We start from the raw sequence: 14,463 nt of genomic DNA on the forward strand, positions 1-14,463 counted from the left end.
ATCAACTCAATACGAGGCATTGTCACCGGCGAGGAACAAGATCACCCTGGCGACCTCGTTTGCTCTTGTGTGGTGATTTGGGCTCACGCCCCGATGAACAGCCGTTCGTTCGGCAGGCGTGGCAGGGAGTGGCGATCTTCGGGCGTATCCAGCAGCAATTCGATCGTGTACCACGGCCTGCGTCGCCAGTCGCGGATCAGATTGTTCGCGGCTGTGGCCGCCGCCAGATAATCGAAGGCGATACCGTTCAACCAGATTCGCAGGTGCACGTCGTTTTCCGGCGATTGCCGCGGTCTGTCGTGTGTGGTCGTCCCACGTTCGACACTGCCTTGTGTCCACATCGTGAATTTCCCTCGCGGGGCTGGAGTTGCTGTTCGGATATTCGGCGTACGGAAATCGCGCGGTGCGGGATTCAGGAGGGCGGCGGGGTCATCCGCCGCATCGGGACGGGTGCGCGCCAGCCGCACGGCAATCCGCAGGTGGCTATTACCTCCTGCTCGACGGTGCCGTCCGCGCACTCCCGGGTGATCAGCGATGCCGATGCCGGATAACCGCAGTCCGCACAGGTTCCGAAGTAGTCCAGGAGTTCCTGGACATGGGTGCGAATGGGTGACGGCATTGCTCCGCTCCGCGTGGTCGATCGAGGTCTACGAATTCACGGTATGCCTCGATCCGGCCGGGAGCCTGGGAGAATTTCCTCCCAGGAAGCGTCGGCGATCGTGTCCATCGGTTCTCCTCTGCCCGTCACGGCCGCGTTCGCGGCCGCGATGTCAAGGAGTCTGCTGGGTTCCGGCGGCGACGGGTGTCCAGGATTCGGACACCGTCGCGCGCCGGGTACCGGTTCGATGACTCAGTCGGAGAACTGGATTCGCTTGGTGGAATTCCACAGTGCCGCAACGGCTTCCTCGGTCAACCGGCGGACGATATCGCCCGCGCTGGGCAGGTCGTTGATCAGGCCGACGGCCTGGCCCGCGGCGAGGTTCATGTGGCTGGCCACCGAGTTCTTGGCGGCGGCATCGCGGATCGGGATCGTGATCATCCGCTGCACCGGGTAGGGCTGCATCTCGTCCTCGTGCCCGTCCCACACATCGGTGAACCGGTTGCGCAACTGCCGCACGTGCAGGCCGTCGAACCGGGGGGTGCGCAGGGTCGAGTTCGGGCCCGCGTCGACGACGGCCTCCTTGTAGACCTGCTGACAGCCCGCCTCCGCGGTGGCGATGAACCGGGTCCCGATCCAGGCGCCGTCCGCCCCGGCGACCAGCGCACCGGCCACCTGCGCGCCGGTGGCGATGCCGCCGGCGGCCACCACGGGGACGGTGGCGAAGTCGAGCACCTCGGCGAGCAGCACCAGGGTCCCGACCTCCCCGGAGTGTCCGCCGCCCTCGGTGCCCTGGATGATCACCACATCGGTGCCGTTGTCGATCACCTTGCGGGCCGCGCGGGAGGTGCCGACGATACTCATCACCGTCGCGCCCCGGCGGTGGCATTTCTCGACCACCTCGACCGGTGTGCCCAGCCCGCACACGATGACCTCGACACCCTGGTCCAGCGCGAGGTCGAGCTTCTCGAGATTGTCGTCGCGGCTGATGGCCTGGTCGGGGACGTTGTCCTCCACCGGAATCCCCATCTCCTCCAGCTCGGCGCGCAACTGCCGGATGGGCTGGGGCAGCGGATCGGGCAGCACGACATCGGCGCGGGCACTGGGCGCGTTCTGAGGGAAGCCGAGGTCGAGCGCCAACGGGCGGTCGCTCAACTCGCGGAAGCGACGGATATTGCTGTCGACCTCCGCGACCGACATATCGATCCCGCCCAGACAGCCGAGACCCCCGGCGTTGGCGGCCGCCGCGGCGAGATCGGCGTAGGCGATCAGGCCCATACCGGCCTGCAGAATCGGGACCTCGATATCGAGCAGATCACACAGTGGGGTGCGCAGGGTGGGCACGTCATTCTCCTCTGATGGTGGTGAAAGTTGTCGGCGCGGAAGGGCTCTGGGCGGCGATCAGCTGTTGGGCCGCCGAGACGAGCTTGAACTTCTGCACCTTGCCGGTGGGGGTCTGCGGAATCGCGTCGACATCGACGACGAAGACGTGCCGGGGCACCTTGAAGCGGGACAGACCGGCGCGACAGCGGGCGATCAGATCCTCGGCGTCGACAGTCGCCTCCGGTTCGGCCACCACGAAGGCGGCGACGACCTCGCCCCAGCGCTCGTCGGGAATGCCCACGACGTAGCCCTGACTGACCCCGGGCAGGGCGGTGAGGAAATCCTCGACCTCCTTGGGGGTGACGAGCTCGCCACCGGTTTTGATGAGGTCCTTGGACCGACCGGCGATCACGAGCGAGCCGTCGGGAAGGATGCGGACGAGATCCCCGGTGTGAAACCAGCCGTCCCGCAACGCCGCCGCGGTCTCCTCGGGCCGCTGCCAATAGCCCTTCATCGTGGTCGGACCGCGCGCGACGAGTTCGCCGACCTCGCCCGGCGGCACCTCCTCGCCGTACACCGGGTCGAGCACCCGATATTCGGCGATCAGCCCGCCGAGATGAGCCAAACCCGCGGGGCCACTGGGCAATTGGACGCCGACCGTGGCGGTCAGCGCCTCGACCGGATCCTCGGGGCGGGTCATGCTCATCGTGCCGCTCATCTCCGTCATGCCGTACGCGGTGGTGAGCTCGTCGACACCGAGTTCGGTGCGCAGCCGCTCCCACAGCCAGGTCGGAGCGGACGCGGCCGCCGAGAGCATCATGCGCAGCGAGGACAGGTCGTAGCGGTGCCGATCGGGATGTTCGACGAGGGCGACGCTCATCGTCGGAACCGCGAGAACGTCTGTGACACGGTGGGTTTCGATGGCGCGGAAGTATTCGACGGGATCGAATCTCGGCTGCGGCAGCATCGCGCCGCCGACGAAGATCGAACCGATCACCGCCTGCCCGTAGGCGAACAGGTGGTAGCAGGGCAGCGCGAACACCACGCGGTTGCCGCCGCCGAGGGCGCGGCAGTGAATGGATCCGAACGCCGCGCGGTGCAATCCGTCGTGGCTGAGCATGACGCCCTTGGGCGATCCGGTGGTGCCCGAGGTGTACAGGATGTCGGAGATGTCGTCGGGTCCGCGTCGTCCTCCCGGAGCCGCCCCCGGGCATTCGGCGCCGATGCGCTCGAGATCGTCGAGGTCGAGCACGCCCTCGCGCCGTGGTGTGCCGTCAGGAGCGTAGGTGACGACGAATTCGAGTTCACCCAGCGAGGTCTTGCCCGGGCGCTCCCAGCCCGGCGCCAGTTCGTCGAGCATGGTCAGGTAGTCCATGTCCCGGAACGAGGTCATGGTGATCAGCGCGCGACACGAGGATTGCCGTAGGACGTAGCCGAGTTCCCGGGTCCGATACAGATAGTTCAGCGGCACCGCGACGGCTCCGACCCGGGCGATCGCCAGTTTGATCGGCGCGTATTCGGGATGGTTGGCCACGATCAGGCCGACGTGGTCTCCGGGCTCGATCCCCAGTGCGGCCAGCCCGTCGGCCAGGCGTCGCGCGTGCCGCTGGACGTCGGCGTAGGTGTATATCCGATCGCCGCTGATCACATAGGGTCGTTCCGCGAATTTCGTTACGGCGTGGTCGAATTGCTCGTCGAAGGTACGTGGTTGCCACGGTGTGAAGTCGCGGACCAGCGCGGCCCGGCGTCGCGCGGGCGGGAGGACTTCCGGGGCGTTCATCACGCGCCCTTCGGCTCGGTCCGGCCGAGCTTGCGCTTGATCTGCGAGCGTTCGCCGGTGCTGCCCCGGTTCACGCCCACGAGACCGCGCATCGCCGGGTTGTTGTTGACCATATCGCCCAATTGCGGTCCGGCGGCGACCATTCCGCCGTCGACCGTGATGTTCTCCCCGGTGATGAATCGGGCGTCGTCGCTGGCGAGGAAGGACACCACACCGGCGACGAAATCCGGTTCGCCCGCGTACGGGAGCGGCTGCACGGTGCCGAGGATCGGTTCGAGATCCTTCTCGTTCAGCCCGATCAGCGGTGTCTGGATGATGCCGGGCGATACCGCGTTGATGCGGATCCGGTCCGGTGCGAATTCGAGGGAGGCCACGCGGGTCAGATGCAGGACCGCGGCCTTGGCCACCGAATAGGGTTGCACGCCCAGCCCACCCGCGTGGGCGGCGACCGAACCGAAGTTCACGATCGACCCCCCGGTGCCCTGCGCCCGCATCGCCCGGCCGGCGTGTTTGATGCCCAGGAATACGCTGCGCAGCAGGACGTCGAACGTGTAATCCCAGTCCTCGACATCGATTTCGGTCAGCGGGCCGAACGCCCCGCCGACGCCCGCGGCGTTGACCAGGGCGTCGATCCGGCCGTAGGTGTCGACCGTGTGGGCCACGGCCGCCTCGAAGGCGGGTTCGGAACTCACATCGGTGCGCACGAAGCTCACCCGATCCCCGGCCCCCTGCTCGGCGAAGTGCGCGAGTGTCTTCTCCGCGACCCGCTCGTTGAGATCCGCGATGGTGACGCCGAATCCGCGATCGAGGAATCGGGCGACGGTGGCCCGTCCCATTCCGCTCGCGCCGCCGGTCACCAGTGCCGCTTGCTCGGCCATGCCCCTAGCCCTTCTCGAAAAGTGTTGTGTCTCAACCGATCAAGACCTGCTTGACGGCGCTGAACTCCCGGATTCCCTCCGGCCCGCATTCGCGGCCCCAGCCGGACTTCTTGACCCCGCCGAACGGCGCGGCCATGGTGGGGCCGAAGGTGTTGAGCGCCACCGACCCGGCGCGGATCCGGCGGGCCACGGCGAGACCGCGCTCGCGGTCGGTGGCGAAAACGCTTCCGGCCAAACCGAATTCGGTGTCATTGGCCAGCCGTACCGCGTCCTCGTCGTCGCTGTAGGGCAGCACCACCGTGACGGGACCGAAAACCTCCCGGCGAACCACCTCGTCGTCCTCGCCGACGTTCGCCAGCAGGGTCGGCTCGTAGAACCAGCCGGTGTCGAATCCGTCGGGACGCCTGCCGCCGGTGACCGCGTGCGCGCCCGCCGCCACGGCATTGTCGACGAATCGGCGGGTCCGGTCGTAGGCCGCGCGGTTGGTGAGCGGTCCGTGGTCGGTGTCGGGGGAGAGCGGATCGCCGATGCGCAGCCCGCGGTAGGCGGCGGCGAGCGCGTCGACGATCTCGTCGTGGCGCGCGTGCGGTACCAGGATGCGCGACAGCGTCGCGCAGACCTGACCGGAGCCGCTCATCGCGCCCGCCACCAGCGGTCGCAGGATGGTGTCGAGATCGACGTCGTCGAGCAAGACCGCGGGCGATTTGCCGCCCAGTTCGAACACGGTGCGCGGCAGGTTGTCCGCGGTCCGGCGGAGGATGTCCGCCGCCGCCGTCGTCCCGCCCGTGAACGAGATCAGCTCGACCCTCGGGTCGGCGACCAGCCGCCGCGACACCTCGACATCACCGGCGAGGATGCTGAGCACTCCGGCCGGAAAGCCCGCGCGCACAGCGCAATCGGAGACGATCCGCATGGTCAGCGCCGACTCCGGCGCGGCCTTGACCACGACCGTCGAGCCGGCCAGCAGCGCGGGCACCACCTTGGAGCCGATGGTCGCCATCGGGCCGTTGTAGGGCATGATCGCCACGACCGGGCCCACGGGATCGTGCTCGATGCTCACCTCGCCCACGGGGGTGCGTCGCCGTTCGGGGGCCAGCGCTTGTTCGGCGGCCTCGAGCGCGCCTCGCCACGCGGCGGTGGCGGCGAATTTGTGCAGCGTGCGCCCCCACCGCACCGGGATGCCCGCTTCGACCGCCCAGACCCGCGCGATCTCCTCGAGGCGTTCCTCCAGCAGCGCGCAGAACCGTGCCGTGATCTGGACGCGTTGTCGCACAGGCAGATTCGGCCACGTTCCGCCGAACGCGTCGGCCGCGGCGGTGACGGCGGCGTCGGCGTCGGCGATCGAGGGCGCCGTCACCTCCGCGACGATGTCCTCGGTGGTGGGCGAGACGATCGGCACGGTGGCGCCCCCGCGCGAGGCGCGCCATTCGCCGCCGATCAGCAGCGCATCGGGTCGCGGCACCCGCAGCTCACCGGCGACCGCGAGCTCACGGCGATTGTCACTGTCGACTGCACTCACTGGGCGGGACTCCTGTTCGCGGGGCGAGCTACGGGTCGGGTTCGGGCACCGTAGTCGCAGATAATCGAACCAAGGTTTGATTTGTGTATCGAAATCGGAGGACGTGGGAGACGAGGGCGTCTCGTGCCTGGTCATCGGGCAGTCGCTCCGAGCCTCAGCCTAACTCTGGTTAGATTTGTGAGCAAGCCCCGACTGCCATATAAAATATATTGATCTTCCCCGCAGCTGGATCGTGGTTGTCCGCGCCGACTGTCAGTCCCGGCTTCGTCCCACGCCGTCGAAGATCAGGGTGCGCATGACGTCGGACAGGTCCCGGGCCGAGTGCCGGGCCCGTCCGGGCCACTCCGCGACCTGCTCGAGTGAGCTGATGATGAACGAGCGGAGCACCAGCGGATCGATGTCGGCGCGGATCTCGCCGGACGCGACGGCCGCGTCGATCAGCTCCTCCCAGAATCGCGCGAAGGCGCGGCGGATGGGCCGCAGGCTGTCCTGGATCTCCGTCGGGAGCTGATGGAACGTGCGCACGTGGGCCGGGGACATATTGCCCAGTTCGAGCGTGGCCTCGAGGAATCCGCCGACCGCCGCGGCGAGCCGCTCGCCCGCTGTGGCGGAGTCCGGCAACTGCTCGACGATCACCCGGACGTGGGTGTGGGTGAACTGCACGCCGTAGCGCAGCACCTCCTCGACCAGGCTCTCCTTCGAGTCGAAGTAGTAGTACAGGCTTCCGGTCTGCAATCCGGCCGCCGCGGCGATATCGGCGAGTCGCGTCGCGGCGTAGCCCTGCTCGACCAGCATGCGCGCGGCCGCCTCGATGACGCGCCGCCGGGTGGCGGCCGACTTGGCGAGCGCGCGCGTCGGCCGTGCCGATCCGTTCGTATTGGGCTGGGCCATGGACGAATTCTAACAAGGATCAGATTAGCCGCCGGGTGCCGCGCTGCTCGTCGCCATCTTCGGGCGAGAGCCTCTTGCGCGGCTGTGATCCATATTATATTTTCGACCTACAGTTAGATTTTGCTACGGCCGGTACCGGGCTCCGAGCCGACAGCCGTGGACCCTCGGTACGAGGACGTCCTCATTTTCGATGATCAATTAGATCTTGTGCCCAAATCAGCCACTGGCAGAGGAGAAAGACATGACCATCGCGCATCCGCGCCCGACCGAACCGAGACTGTCGGTCCGCCGGGAGCCCGTCGACGGCGCCTGTCCGGAGTGCAGGGCACAGGCGTTGCGGGCGTATCCGATCCTGTCCGAGGGCGGCTGGTTCGACGTCGTCAAATGCGCCGACTGCCTGTACTCGGTCGCGCGCGAACCGGGCCCCAAACTGGGGCCGATCGAGTTGCTGGCCGACCGGGTCTGAGCGGAAGAGGACGAGGAACATGAGCAGCACGGCAGCGGAGCCGAAGGGCATGATCGGCGTGGACGTCGGTGGCACCTTCACCGATATCGTCTCCATCGAGGACGGCCAGATCGTCACCACGAAGGTCGCCACCAACGTCACCGAGACCTACAAGGGTGTGCTGGAAGGCGCGGCCGAAGTCGCCGTCGACCGGGCGGCGGTGTTCAATCACGCCAGTACCCACGGCCTGAACGCGATCATCACCCGCCGGATCCCGAAGATCGCCTTCCTCACCACCGAGGGCCACCGCGACATTCTGGACATGGCCCGCGCCCAGCGCCCGGCCCACGCCAATACCGATCCGCGCTGGCGGCGCAGTTTCGGTGACGTCACCGCGCCGATCGTGCCGCGCTATCTGCGCCGCGGGATTCGCGAGCGCATCGGCGCCGACGGGTCGATCGTGGTGGCGCTGGACGAGGCCCAAGCCCGGGACGAGCTGCGCATTCTGGCCGAATGCGGCATCGAGGGCGTGGCGATCTGTCTGCTCAACTCCTATGTCAACGGCGAGCACGAACACCGCCTGGCCGAGCTGGTGCGCGAGGAACTCGGCGATATCGCCTGCTCGGTGTCGAGCGAGGTGTCCCCGCTCGCCCGCGAATACCCCCGCGCCTCGACGACCGTCGTCGACGTGCTGTGCAAGAAGATCTACGGACCGTACTCCAAGCAGCTCGACAGCGGCCTGCGCGCACTCGGATTCACCGGTGACCTCAACTTCGCCGACTGCGCCGCCACCCTGGCCCCGATAGACGTTGCGCTGCAACGGCCTTCGCGCATCGTCTTCTCCGGTCCCGCCGCGGGGACCGTGGCCTGTGCGCGGCTGGGCGGCATGATCGACGAACCCAATCTGCTGTGCGTGGACATCGGCGGCACCTCCGCCGATATCAGCCTCGTCACCGCCGGAAACCCGTTCGTCAACACGACTTTCGAGCTCGAGCACGATCTGCTGGTCAATACGCTGTCCAACGAGATCGTCAGCGTGGGGGCCGGCGGCGGCAGCATCGTCAGCATCACGCCGACCGGTGAGGTGAAGGTCGGACCCGAGAGCGCGGGCGCCGATCCCGGACCCGCCTGCTACGGCCGCGGAGGTGAGCGGCCGACCACGACCGACACCTTCCTGATGATCGGCATTCTCGATCCGAACCGGTTCGCGGCCGGACGGTCGAAGCTCGACCCGGCGCTGTCGAAGGCCGCGTTCGAGCGGCTGGAGACGAAAGCGACTCTGGCGGAACGGGTTCGGTTCGCCTACCGGATGGCGGTGAACAATGTCGCCGAGGGCATCCTCGACGTCCTGGTGAAGGACGGTGTCGACCCCCGCGACTACGCCATGGTGTCCTTCGGCGCGGCGGGGTCGATGATGCTGCCCGCGCTGCTGGACATGATCCATCTCGAGAGCGTGATCGTGCCGCCCTATCCCGGGCTGTTCTCGGCCCTGGGATTGGTGAGCGCGGACCAGGTCCATGCCGACAGCCGCACCTCGTACAAGGTGCTCACTCCCGATCACGCCGAGGAGATCGACGGCATCTACGCCGAGATGGAAGCCTCGATGCGCCGGGCGCTCGGCGCCGACGCGGACCGGGTCACGTTCGTCCGGACCTTCGACGGGCAGTTGATGGGACAGGTGTGGGAGACGCCGTTCGTCGAAGTCCCCGGCGGCACAATCACTCCCGACGCCATCGAGCAGATGATCACCAACTTCCACGACGGCTACGAGAAGCGTTCCGGTAACCGCTTCGAGGGCATGCCGGTCCAGGGTGTGACCTATCGCCTCACCGCGATCGTCCCGACCGCGAAGGTCGAATACCCGCGGCCGCCGCGCCGTCCGGCCGGGCAGACCCTGCGGCCGAGCGGGACGATCACGCTGCGCTATCTGGAGGAACACGACGTCAGCGCCGATGAATACGAGCGGGAGGATCTGATGCTCGGCGATGTCGTCACCGGGCCCGCCGTCATCCGGGAACCGCTGTCGACCACGTTCGTGCTGCCGAATCAGACGGCGACCGTGGGCAGCGTCGGCGAAATCGTCATCACTCGCTCCGAGGAGAAGTAACCCCATGACCGCTACGATTCCCGCTCCCGTCACCCACACCCTGCTGCGCGACCTCACCGACGAGCAGTTCCGGCAGCGCTACGACACCGACCGCTTCACCGCCAGCGTGCTGGCGAACCGATTGCGCTACGCGGTGCAACATGTGACGACCGGTCTGCTGCATCGTGCCTTCTCGCCGATCATCGCCCTGTGCTACGACTTCGCCGCCTGCATCTGCGCGCCCGCCGAACAGGACTACGCGATGAGCGCGGTGACCAACGGTCTGTCGGTGTTCCTCGGCACCATGTCCGACGCCGTGCGCGTCACCGTCGAGGAGTACGGCCCCGACCGGCTGGTGCCCGGTGACATTCTGATCTGCAACGACGTCTACCGGGTGGGCAACCACTACAACGACGTGCTGTTCGTGCAGCCGGTGTTCCACGCCGACGAGATCGTCGGATTCATGGCGCTGCGCGCCCACCAGCTCGACGTCGGCGGCATCTTCCCCGGCGGCTACTCGGCGAACAAGCACAATATCTACGAGGACGGCATCTCGATCAGCCCGCGCCTGCTCTACCACGCGGGTGAGCCTGTGCACGAGACGTTTTCGCTGATCTTCGACAACGTCCGCATGGGCGAGTTGATGCTGCCCGACTTCAAGACCATGCACGCCTGTTGTGCCATGGGGGAGAAGCTGATCCAGGAGACCATCGACCGCTACGGGCTCGCGGCCTACCTCGGCAGCATGCGCTACGCCTGTGACGCGTCGGCCGAACGCATGCGACTGGCCTTCGCCGCACTGCCCGACGGTGATTACGAGGGCAGCGGGCGGTTGGACGCCGACGGTGTCGACGACAGTGAGGAATACGTCGTCAATTTGGCGCTGCGCAAGCGCGGTTCGCGCGTCGAGGCCGACTTCAGCGGCTCCTCGCGACAGGCCCGCACCTGTATCAACGCGGGCGCGCTGGACGTGAAAACCGCTGTCGGCGTGGGCCTGAAGATGTTGCTGTCGCCGGACAGCGAATTCACCTCGGGCACGTTCCGGGACTTCGACGTGCTGGTGCCCGCGGGCTCCATCACCGGTGCGCTGCCCCCGGACGGCGCGGTGTTCTGTTACTACGAGGTGCAGTCGCTGATCGTGACGATCCTGCTGCGCATCCTCGGCCCTGCCTTGGGCGTCGACGCGCTCGGCGGCGATTTCGGTTCGGCCTACGTGCACAATGCCAACGGACTCAACCCCGACGGCACGCCGTGGTTCTGCTCGGCGATGGCGGGCGGCGAGCACGGGCCGCGCGGCGGCTCCAAAGAGGGTGACGCCGACGGGTGTTCGTGCGCCTACATCTTCAATCTGATGTCGCCGTCCACGGAGAACCTCGAGGCCGACTTCCCGTTGCGCATCATGCGGCGCGAGTTCGTCGCCGATACCGCGGGGCCGGGCATCAGCCGCGGTGGCGCCGCGATCGCGAAGGACATCCTGTACACGCAGGCGGGCCAGCATCAGACGGTTCCGCTGCGCTTCCGGGAGGCGAGCGGTGTCGGCGTGCACGGTGGCCGCGACGGGGCTCTCGGTGGGGTCTGGATCTTCGGGCAGGACGGCGCGCCGATCACCGGGGAGAGCGTCTTCCACGGCACCGATAGTTCGGTGTACGCCGAATCCGTCGCTGTCGCAGGCACATTCGATCCGCGGACCCAGGCGCCCGATCCGGACGGGGAGTACTTCTACTACGGTCGCACCCCCGTCTGGGTCACCCAGCCCGGCGCGACCTGGCGTTACCTGACCAACGGTGGCGGCGGCTGGGGCGACCCGTTCGAGCGCGACCCCGAACTCGTCAAACGCGACGTCCGCGACGAATACCTCACGATCGCCGCCGCCGCGCGTGACTACGGCGTCGTGATCACCGGTGACCCGCATCGGCACCCGGAACGGTTGCGGGTCGACGCGGAGGCGACCGAGCGGTTGCGCGCCGCGGCGAAACAGGCCGACTGACGCACGAGGCCCCGGCCGTTCGAAAACGGCCGGGGCCTCGGCACATTCGCCGGAGGATCAAAGATCGTCGGGCGACTGCACCGGCGGGCGGTAGCGGTCGGCCTCGGCGCCCTCGGTCCGCGGCGCGAAGTTCACACCGGGGAGCAGGAGATGTCCGGCGTCGACCGGAAGCGCCACACCGGTGATGTGCTCGGCGTAGTCCGACAGCAGCCAGCACGCCGCGTTGCTGGTGGCGTTCGGCGGCAGCGCGGCCCGGCCCGCGAGGGGTGCGTAGCCGTAGATCGCGGCCATCGCCACGTCACGGCCGGGCGTCTGATCGGGAGTCACGAACATCTGGTAGCCCATCGGGTTGTCCCAGATCTTGGTGTCGATCGCCCCGGGGCACACCGCATTACAGCGGACGTTGTGCTCGCCGATCTCCAGCGCGGTGTTCCGCATCAGGCCGATCACGCCGTGCTTGGCGGTGATGTAGGAGGTGTAGCCGGGGGTGGCCTCCAGGCCGCCGACCGACGCGATGCACACGATGGCCCCGGTGCGCTTCTCGATCAGGTGCGGTGCGGTGGCCTTGATGGTGCGGAACGTGCCGCCGAGCACCACATCGGTGACCGTCGACCACATCTGTTCGGAGGTCTCCCAGACCTTCGGGCCCAGATCCCACAGACCGGCGTTGGCGATCACCGCGTCGAGGCGGCCGAACGTGTCGAGGCCGAGCCGCACCGCGCGATCGAGCGAATCCTGGTCGCGCACATCGGCAATGGCGCTGACCGCGCGCCGGCCGGTCCGCTCGACCAACGCCTCGGTCTTGGCGAGGTCCTCCTTGTTCGCCAACTCGTAGCGCAGACCGTCTATGGGCGAACAGATATCGGTGATCACGACATCGGCCCCCTCCTTGGCGGCGGTCACCGCGTGCGCGCGGCCCTGCCCGCGGGCGGCTCCGGTGATGAAGACGACCTTGCCGTCCAGCAGTCCCATGTGAATTCCTTCGGATGTGAGTCGGATATAAGGCAGTGGCCCGCGTCAGTGACGGCCCTCGAAATCGATGACGCCGCGGATGTTGAGGCCCGCGTGCATGTCCTCGTACGCCTCGTTGACCTGTTCGAGTTGGTATGTGCGGGTAACCATTTCGGTCAGCCGCAGCGCGCCCCGTCGATACAGATCCAGCAGCATCGGGACCTCGCTCTGCGGCCCCGCCATCCCGTACAGGGCGCCCTGGATGCGCTTCTCGCTCATGGTCAGATCGAGCACCGGCACCGACATCTCGGTCAGGGTGTGCGGCGCCGCACTGGTCACCACCAGGGTCCCCCGCTTACCCAGGGCGTCGTAGGACTGCTTCAGCTGCTCCTGGGTCGGGACGCCGACGCAGACGACGACCGAGTCCGCGCCCTGGCCGTTGGTGGCCGCGCGCGCCAGATCGGTTGCCTCGTCGATCGTTTCGACGGCATCGGTCGCACCGAGCGTGAGCGACAGCTCGCGCTTCATCGGCACCGGGTCGACGGCGATCACCCGCCCCGCGCCCCGGAACGCGGCGCCCTGTACGGCACTCATGCCGATGCCACCGGTTCCGACCACGACCACCACGTCACCGACATCGATATCGGCGGCCCGTGTGGACGATCCCCATCCGGTGGGCACCGCGCAGCCGACGATCGCCGCGGTGGTGAACGGGATGTCGTCGGCGATCCGCACCACACATTCCTGCGGCACGGTCGTCCACTCCGAGAACGTCGACAGGCACGCGTTCTGCGCGACGCCCCGCCCGTCGGCGTGCATACGGAAGGTGCCGTCGGGGCGGGTGCCGACGGTGATGAGATGCCCTGCGTCGCAGAGGTTCTGATGCCCGGTGACACACATGCGGCAGTGGCCGCACGCGGCGATGAACGAGGTCACCACGTGGTCGCCGGGCCGGACGCGGGTGACGCCGGGCCCCACGGCCTCGACCACACCGGCGCCCTCGTGCCCACCGCACGCCGGGTAGGAGTGGAATCGCATGTCGCCCTTGGCGAAATGATCGTCGGAGTGGCACAGGCCGGAGGCCATCACCTTGACGAGAACCTCACCGTCGCGGGGTTCGTCGAGATCGACCTCCCGAACGTCCCAGGTACCCGGCGCTTGCCACAGAATGGCCGCGGTCGTTCTCACTGTGTATTCCTCACTGTCACGCGCGGTGCGATCACATGGTCGGTTCGACAGGCTTTCCGTCGATGACGAGCGGACGGCTGGTGACGAGGACGAAGACGGTTCTGGTCCAGTCGTCGGTGGAATTGCGCCAGGTGTGCAGGGTGCCGCGTTGGACGATGCTGTCGCCCGGACCCAGGTGCACGACCTGTCCGCTGTCGAGCACGGCCTCCAGTTCACCGCTGAGCACGACGCCGTAGTCGATACTTCGGGTTCGGTGTGCCGGGAACTCGCTGTTGGGCGCCCAGTCCACGATGTAGAAGGCGGTGCCGTTGTCGGCGGCCAAGGTCTCGATCAGCTGTGCGCCGTCCCGGTCGTCGGTGTTGTCGGACGGGAAGTCGTCGGTCGCCCAGAGCCGGGTCGCGAACGCCGTGGGAGACGCCTCGAACGCCTCGACCACCGAATCCGATGTCACGACCGAACGGCCCGCGGAGTCGTGGCCGGTGACGACGCGACGTGCTCGGTGTCTCATGGTTCCTCCGGTATCTGCCGGCCGTCGTGCGAGGGCTCACGGCTTCTCATCGCGGGCGCGGCAGCACAACGATTCGATGAAATGCGCGAAAAGGCAATTGGTGATTTTCGAAACGCGACTTCGGATTACGTCAATCGCGGGCGGCTGTGCTTCGAATTCTTCGAATCGATGATTCGTGACAGTTCAATTGGAGTCGGGTGTGACGCAGATTACTCTCGACCTGCTTCTTGACGCTCGATCCCCGTCCTCCTAGTCTATAATCTAAATTCGATTAAATCGGTGGGCCCGGGTCGCCAGGCCCGGTGGTCG

At 67.4% G+C, this 14,463-nt stretch carries 13 protein-coding genes; 3 read left to right on the forward strand and 10 right to left on the reverse strand.

The genetic code is table 11. The annotated features are described in order from the left end of the window. Positions 1 to 83 precede the first annotated feature (83 nt). The 7 genes from ACFYTQ_RS25555 to ACFYTQ_RS25585 form a co-directional block, all read right to left on the reverse strand. Positions 84 to 269 (reverse strand): hypothetical protein, encoded by a 186-nt coding sequence (locus ACFYTQ_RS25555; protein ID WP_387365888.1) that lies wholly within the window; start codon positions 267 to 269, stop codon positions 84 to 86. Positions 270 to 412: 143 nt separating this feature from the next. Further along, positions 413 to 619: a hypothetical protein gene (locus ACFYTQ_RS25560; RefSeq protein WP_387365891.1), complete on the reverse strand. Its 207-nt coding sequence runs from the start codon at positions 617 to 619 to the stop codon at positions 413 to 415. Between the two features lie 231 nt (positions 620 to 850). Then, positions 851 to 1,942, reverse strand: coding sequence for an NAD(P)H-dependent flavin oxidoreductase (locus ACFYTQ_RS25565; RefSeq protein WP_387365894.1), 1,092 nt, complete (start codon positions 1,940 to 1,942; stop codon positions 851 to 853). 1 nt (position 1,943) lies between these two features. Further along, positions 1,944 to 3,701, reverse strand: coding sequence for a class I adenylate-forming enzyme family protein (locus tag ACFYTQ_RS25570; protein ID WP_387365897.1), 1,758 nt, complete (start codon positions 3,699 to 3,701; stop codon positions 1,944 to 1,946). Then, positions 3,701 to 4,579 carry an SDR family NAD(P)-dependent oxidoreductase gene (locus tag ACFYTQ_RS25575; RefSeq protein WP_387365900.1) on the reverse strand — a complete coding sequence of 293 codons (879 nt, stop codon included), beginning with the start codon at positions 4,577 to 4,579 and terminating at the stop codon, positions 3,701 to 3,703. The genes ACFYTQ_RS25570 and ACFYTQ_RS25575 overlap by 1 nt, the downstream gene beginning before the upstream one ends. Positions 4,580 to 4,610: 31 nt before the next feature. Beyond that, positions 4,611 to 6,098, reverse strand: coding sequence for an aldehyde dehydrogenase family protein (locus ACFYTQ_RS25580; RefSeq protein ID WP_387365903.1), 1,488 nt, complete (start codon positions 6,096 to 6,098; stop codon positions 4,611 to 4,613). Positions 6,099 to 6,350: 252 nt separating this feature from the next. Beyond that, complete coding sequence (locus tag ACFYTQ_RS25585; protein ID WP_387365906.1) at positions 6,351 to 6,989, reverse strand: TetR/AcrR family transcriptional regulator; 639 nt, start codon at positions 6,987 to 6,989, stop codon at positions 6,351 to 6,353. A 241-nt stretch (positions 6,990 to 7,230) separates the two neighbouring features. On the opposite strand from ACFYTQ_RS25585, the gene ACFYTQ_RS25590 reads away from it, so the two are divergent. Genes ACFYTQ_RS25590 through ACFYTQ_RS25600 form a run of 3 tightly spaced genes read left to right on the forward strand, consistent with a single transcriptional unit; the run spans position 7,231 to position 11,507 of the window. Further along, positions 7,231 to 7,455 carry a hypothetical protein gene (locus ACFYTQ_RS25590; RefSeq protein ID WP_387365909.1) on the forward strand — a complete coding sequence of 75 codons (225 nt, stop codon included), beginning with the start codon at positions 7,231 to 7,233 and terminating at the stop codon, positions 7,453 to 7,455. A 19-nt stretch (positions 7,456 to 7,474) separates the two neighbouring features. Continuing rightward, positions 7,475 to 9,541: a hydantoinase/oxoprolinase family protein gene (locus tag ACFYTQ_RS25595; protein WP_387365912.1), complete on the forward strand. Its 2,067-nt coding sequence runs from the start codon at positions 7,475 to 7,477 to the stop codon at positions 9,539 to 9,541. A gap of 4 nt (positions 9,542 to 9,545) precedes the next feature. Next, positions 9,546 to 11,507, forward strand: a complete 1,962-nt coding sequence (locus ACFYTQ_RS25600) for a hydantoinase B/oxoprolinase family protein (protein WP_387365915.1) — start codon at positions 9,546 to 9,548, stop codon at positions 11,505 to 11,507. 57 nt (positions 11,508 to 11,564) lie between these two features. Here the strand turns inward: ACFYTQ_RS25600 and ACFYTQ_RS25605 are convergent, their stop codons facing one another. From ACFYTQ_RS25605 to ACFYTQ_RS25615, 3 genes are read right to left on the reverse strand one after another with little or no spacing between them, the layout of a single operon-like run. Next, entirely contained in the window at positions 11,565 to 12,479 is a 915-nt protein-coding gene (locus ACFYTQ_RS25605) for a mycofactocin-coupled SDR family oxidoreductase (protein WP_387365918.1), read from the reverse strand. Between the two features lie 45 nt (positions 12,480 to 12,524). Beyond that, positions 12,525 to 13,646: an NDMA-dependent alcohol dehydrogenase gene (locus ACFYTQ_RS25610; RefSeq protein ID WP_387365921.1), complete on the reverse strand. Its 1,122-nt coding sequence runs from the start codon at positions 13,644 to 13,646 to the stop codon at positions 12,525 to 12,527. Positions 13,647 to 13,677: 31 nt separating this feature from the next. Beyond that, on the reverse strand, positions 13,678 to 14,154 hold the full coding sequence (locus tag ACFYTQ_RS25615; RefSeq protein ID WP_387365924.1) for a cupin domain-containing protein: 477 nt from the start codon (positions 14,152 to 14,154) through the stop codon (positions 13,678 to 13,680). Positions 14,155 to 14,463: the final 309 nt, after the last annotated feature.

This window comes from Nocardia sp. NPDC004068, assembly GCF_042874315.1.
Lineage (GTDB): Bacteria > Actinomycetota > Actinomycetes > Mycobacteriales > Mycobacteriaceae > Nocardia.

What these genes read in the sequence shown, in the direction of transcription:
- ACFYTQ_RS25560 (WP_387365891.1), bottom strand. Translation starts at nt 619, where the DNA reads ATGCCGTCACCCATTCGCACCCATGTCCAGGAACTCCTGGACTACTTC.
- ACFYTQ_RS25570 (WP_387365897.1), bottom strand. Translation starts at nt 3,701, where the DNA reads ATGAACGCCCCGGAAGTCCTCCCGCCCGCGCGACGCCGGGCCGCGCTG.
- ACFYTQ_RS25575 (WP_387365900.1), bottom strand. Translation starts at nt 4,579, where the DNA reads ATGGCCGAGCAAGCGGCACTGGTGACCGGCGGCGCGAGCGGAATGGGA.
- ACFYTQ_RS25585 (WP_387365906.1), bottom strand. Translation starts at nt 6,989, where the DNA reads ATGGCCCAGCCCAATACGAACGGATCGGCACGGCCGACGCGCGCGCTC.
- ACFYTQ_RS25590 (WP_387365909.1), top strand. Translation starts at nt 7,231, where the DNA reads ATGACCATCGCGCATCCGCGCCCGACCGAACCGAGACTGTCGGTCCGC.
- ACFYTQ_RS25595 (WP_387365912.1), top strand. Translation starts at nt 7,475, where the DNA reads ATGAGCAGCACGGCAGCGGAGCCGAAGGGCATGATCGGCGTGGACGTC.
- ACFYTQ_RS25600 (WP_387365915.1), top strand. Translation starts at nt 9,546, where the DNA reads ATGACCGCTACGATTCCCGCTCCCGTCACCCACACCCTGCTGCGCGAC.
- ACFYTQ_RS25605 (WP_387365918.1), bottom strand. Translation starts at nt 12,479, where the DNA reads ATGGGACTGCTGGACGGCAAGGTCGTCTTCATCACCGGAGCCGCCCGC.
- ACFYTQ_RS25615 (WP_387365924.1), bottom strand. Translation starts at nt 14,154, where the DNA reads ATGAGACACCGAGCACGTCGCGTCGTCACCGGCCACGACTCCGCGGGC.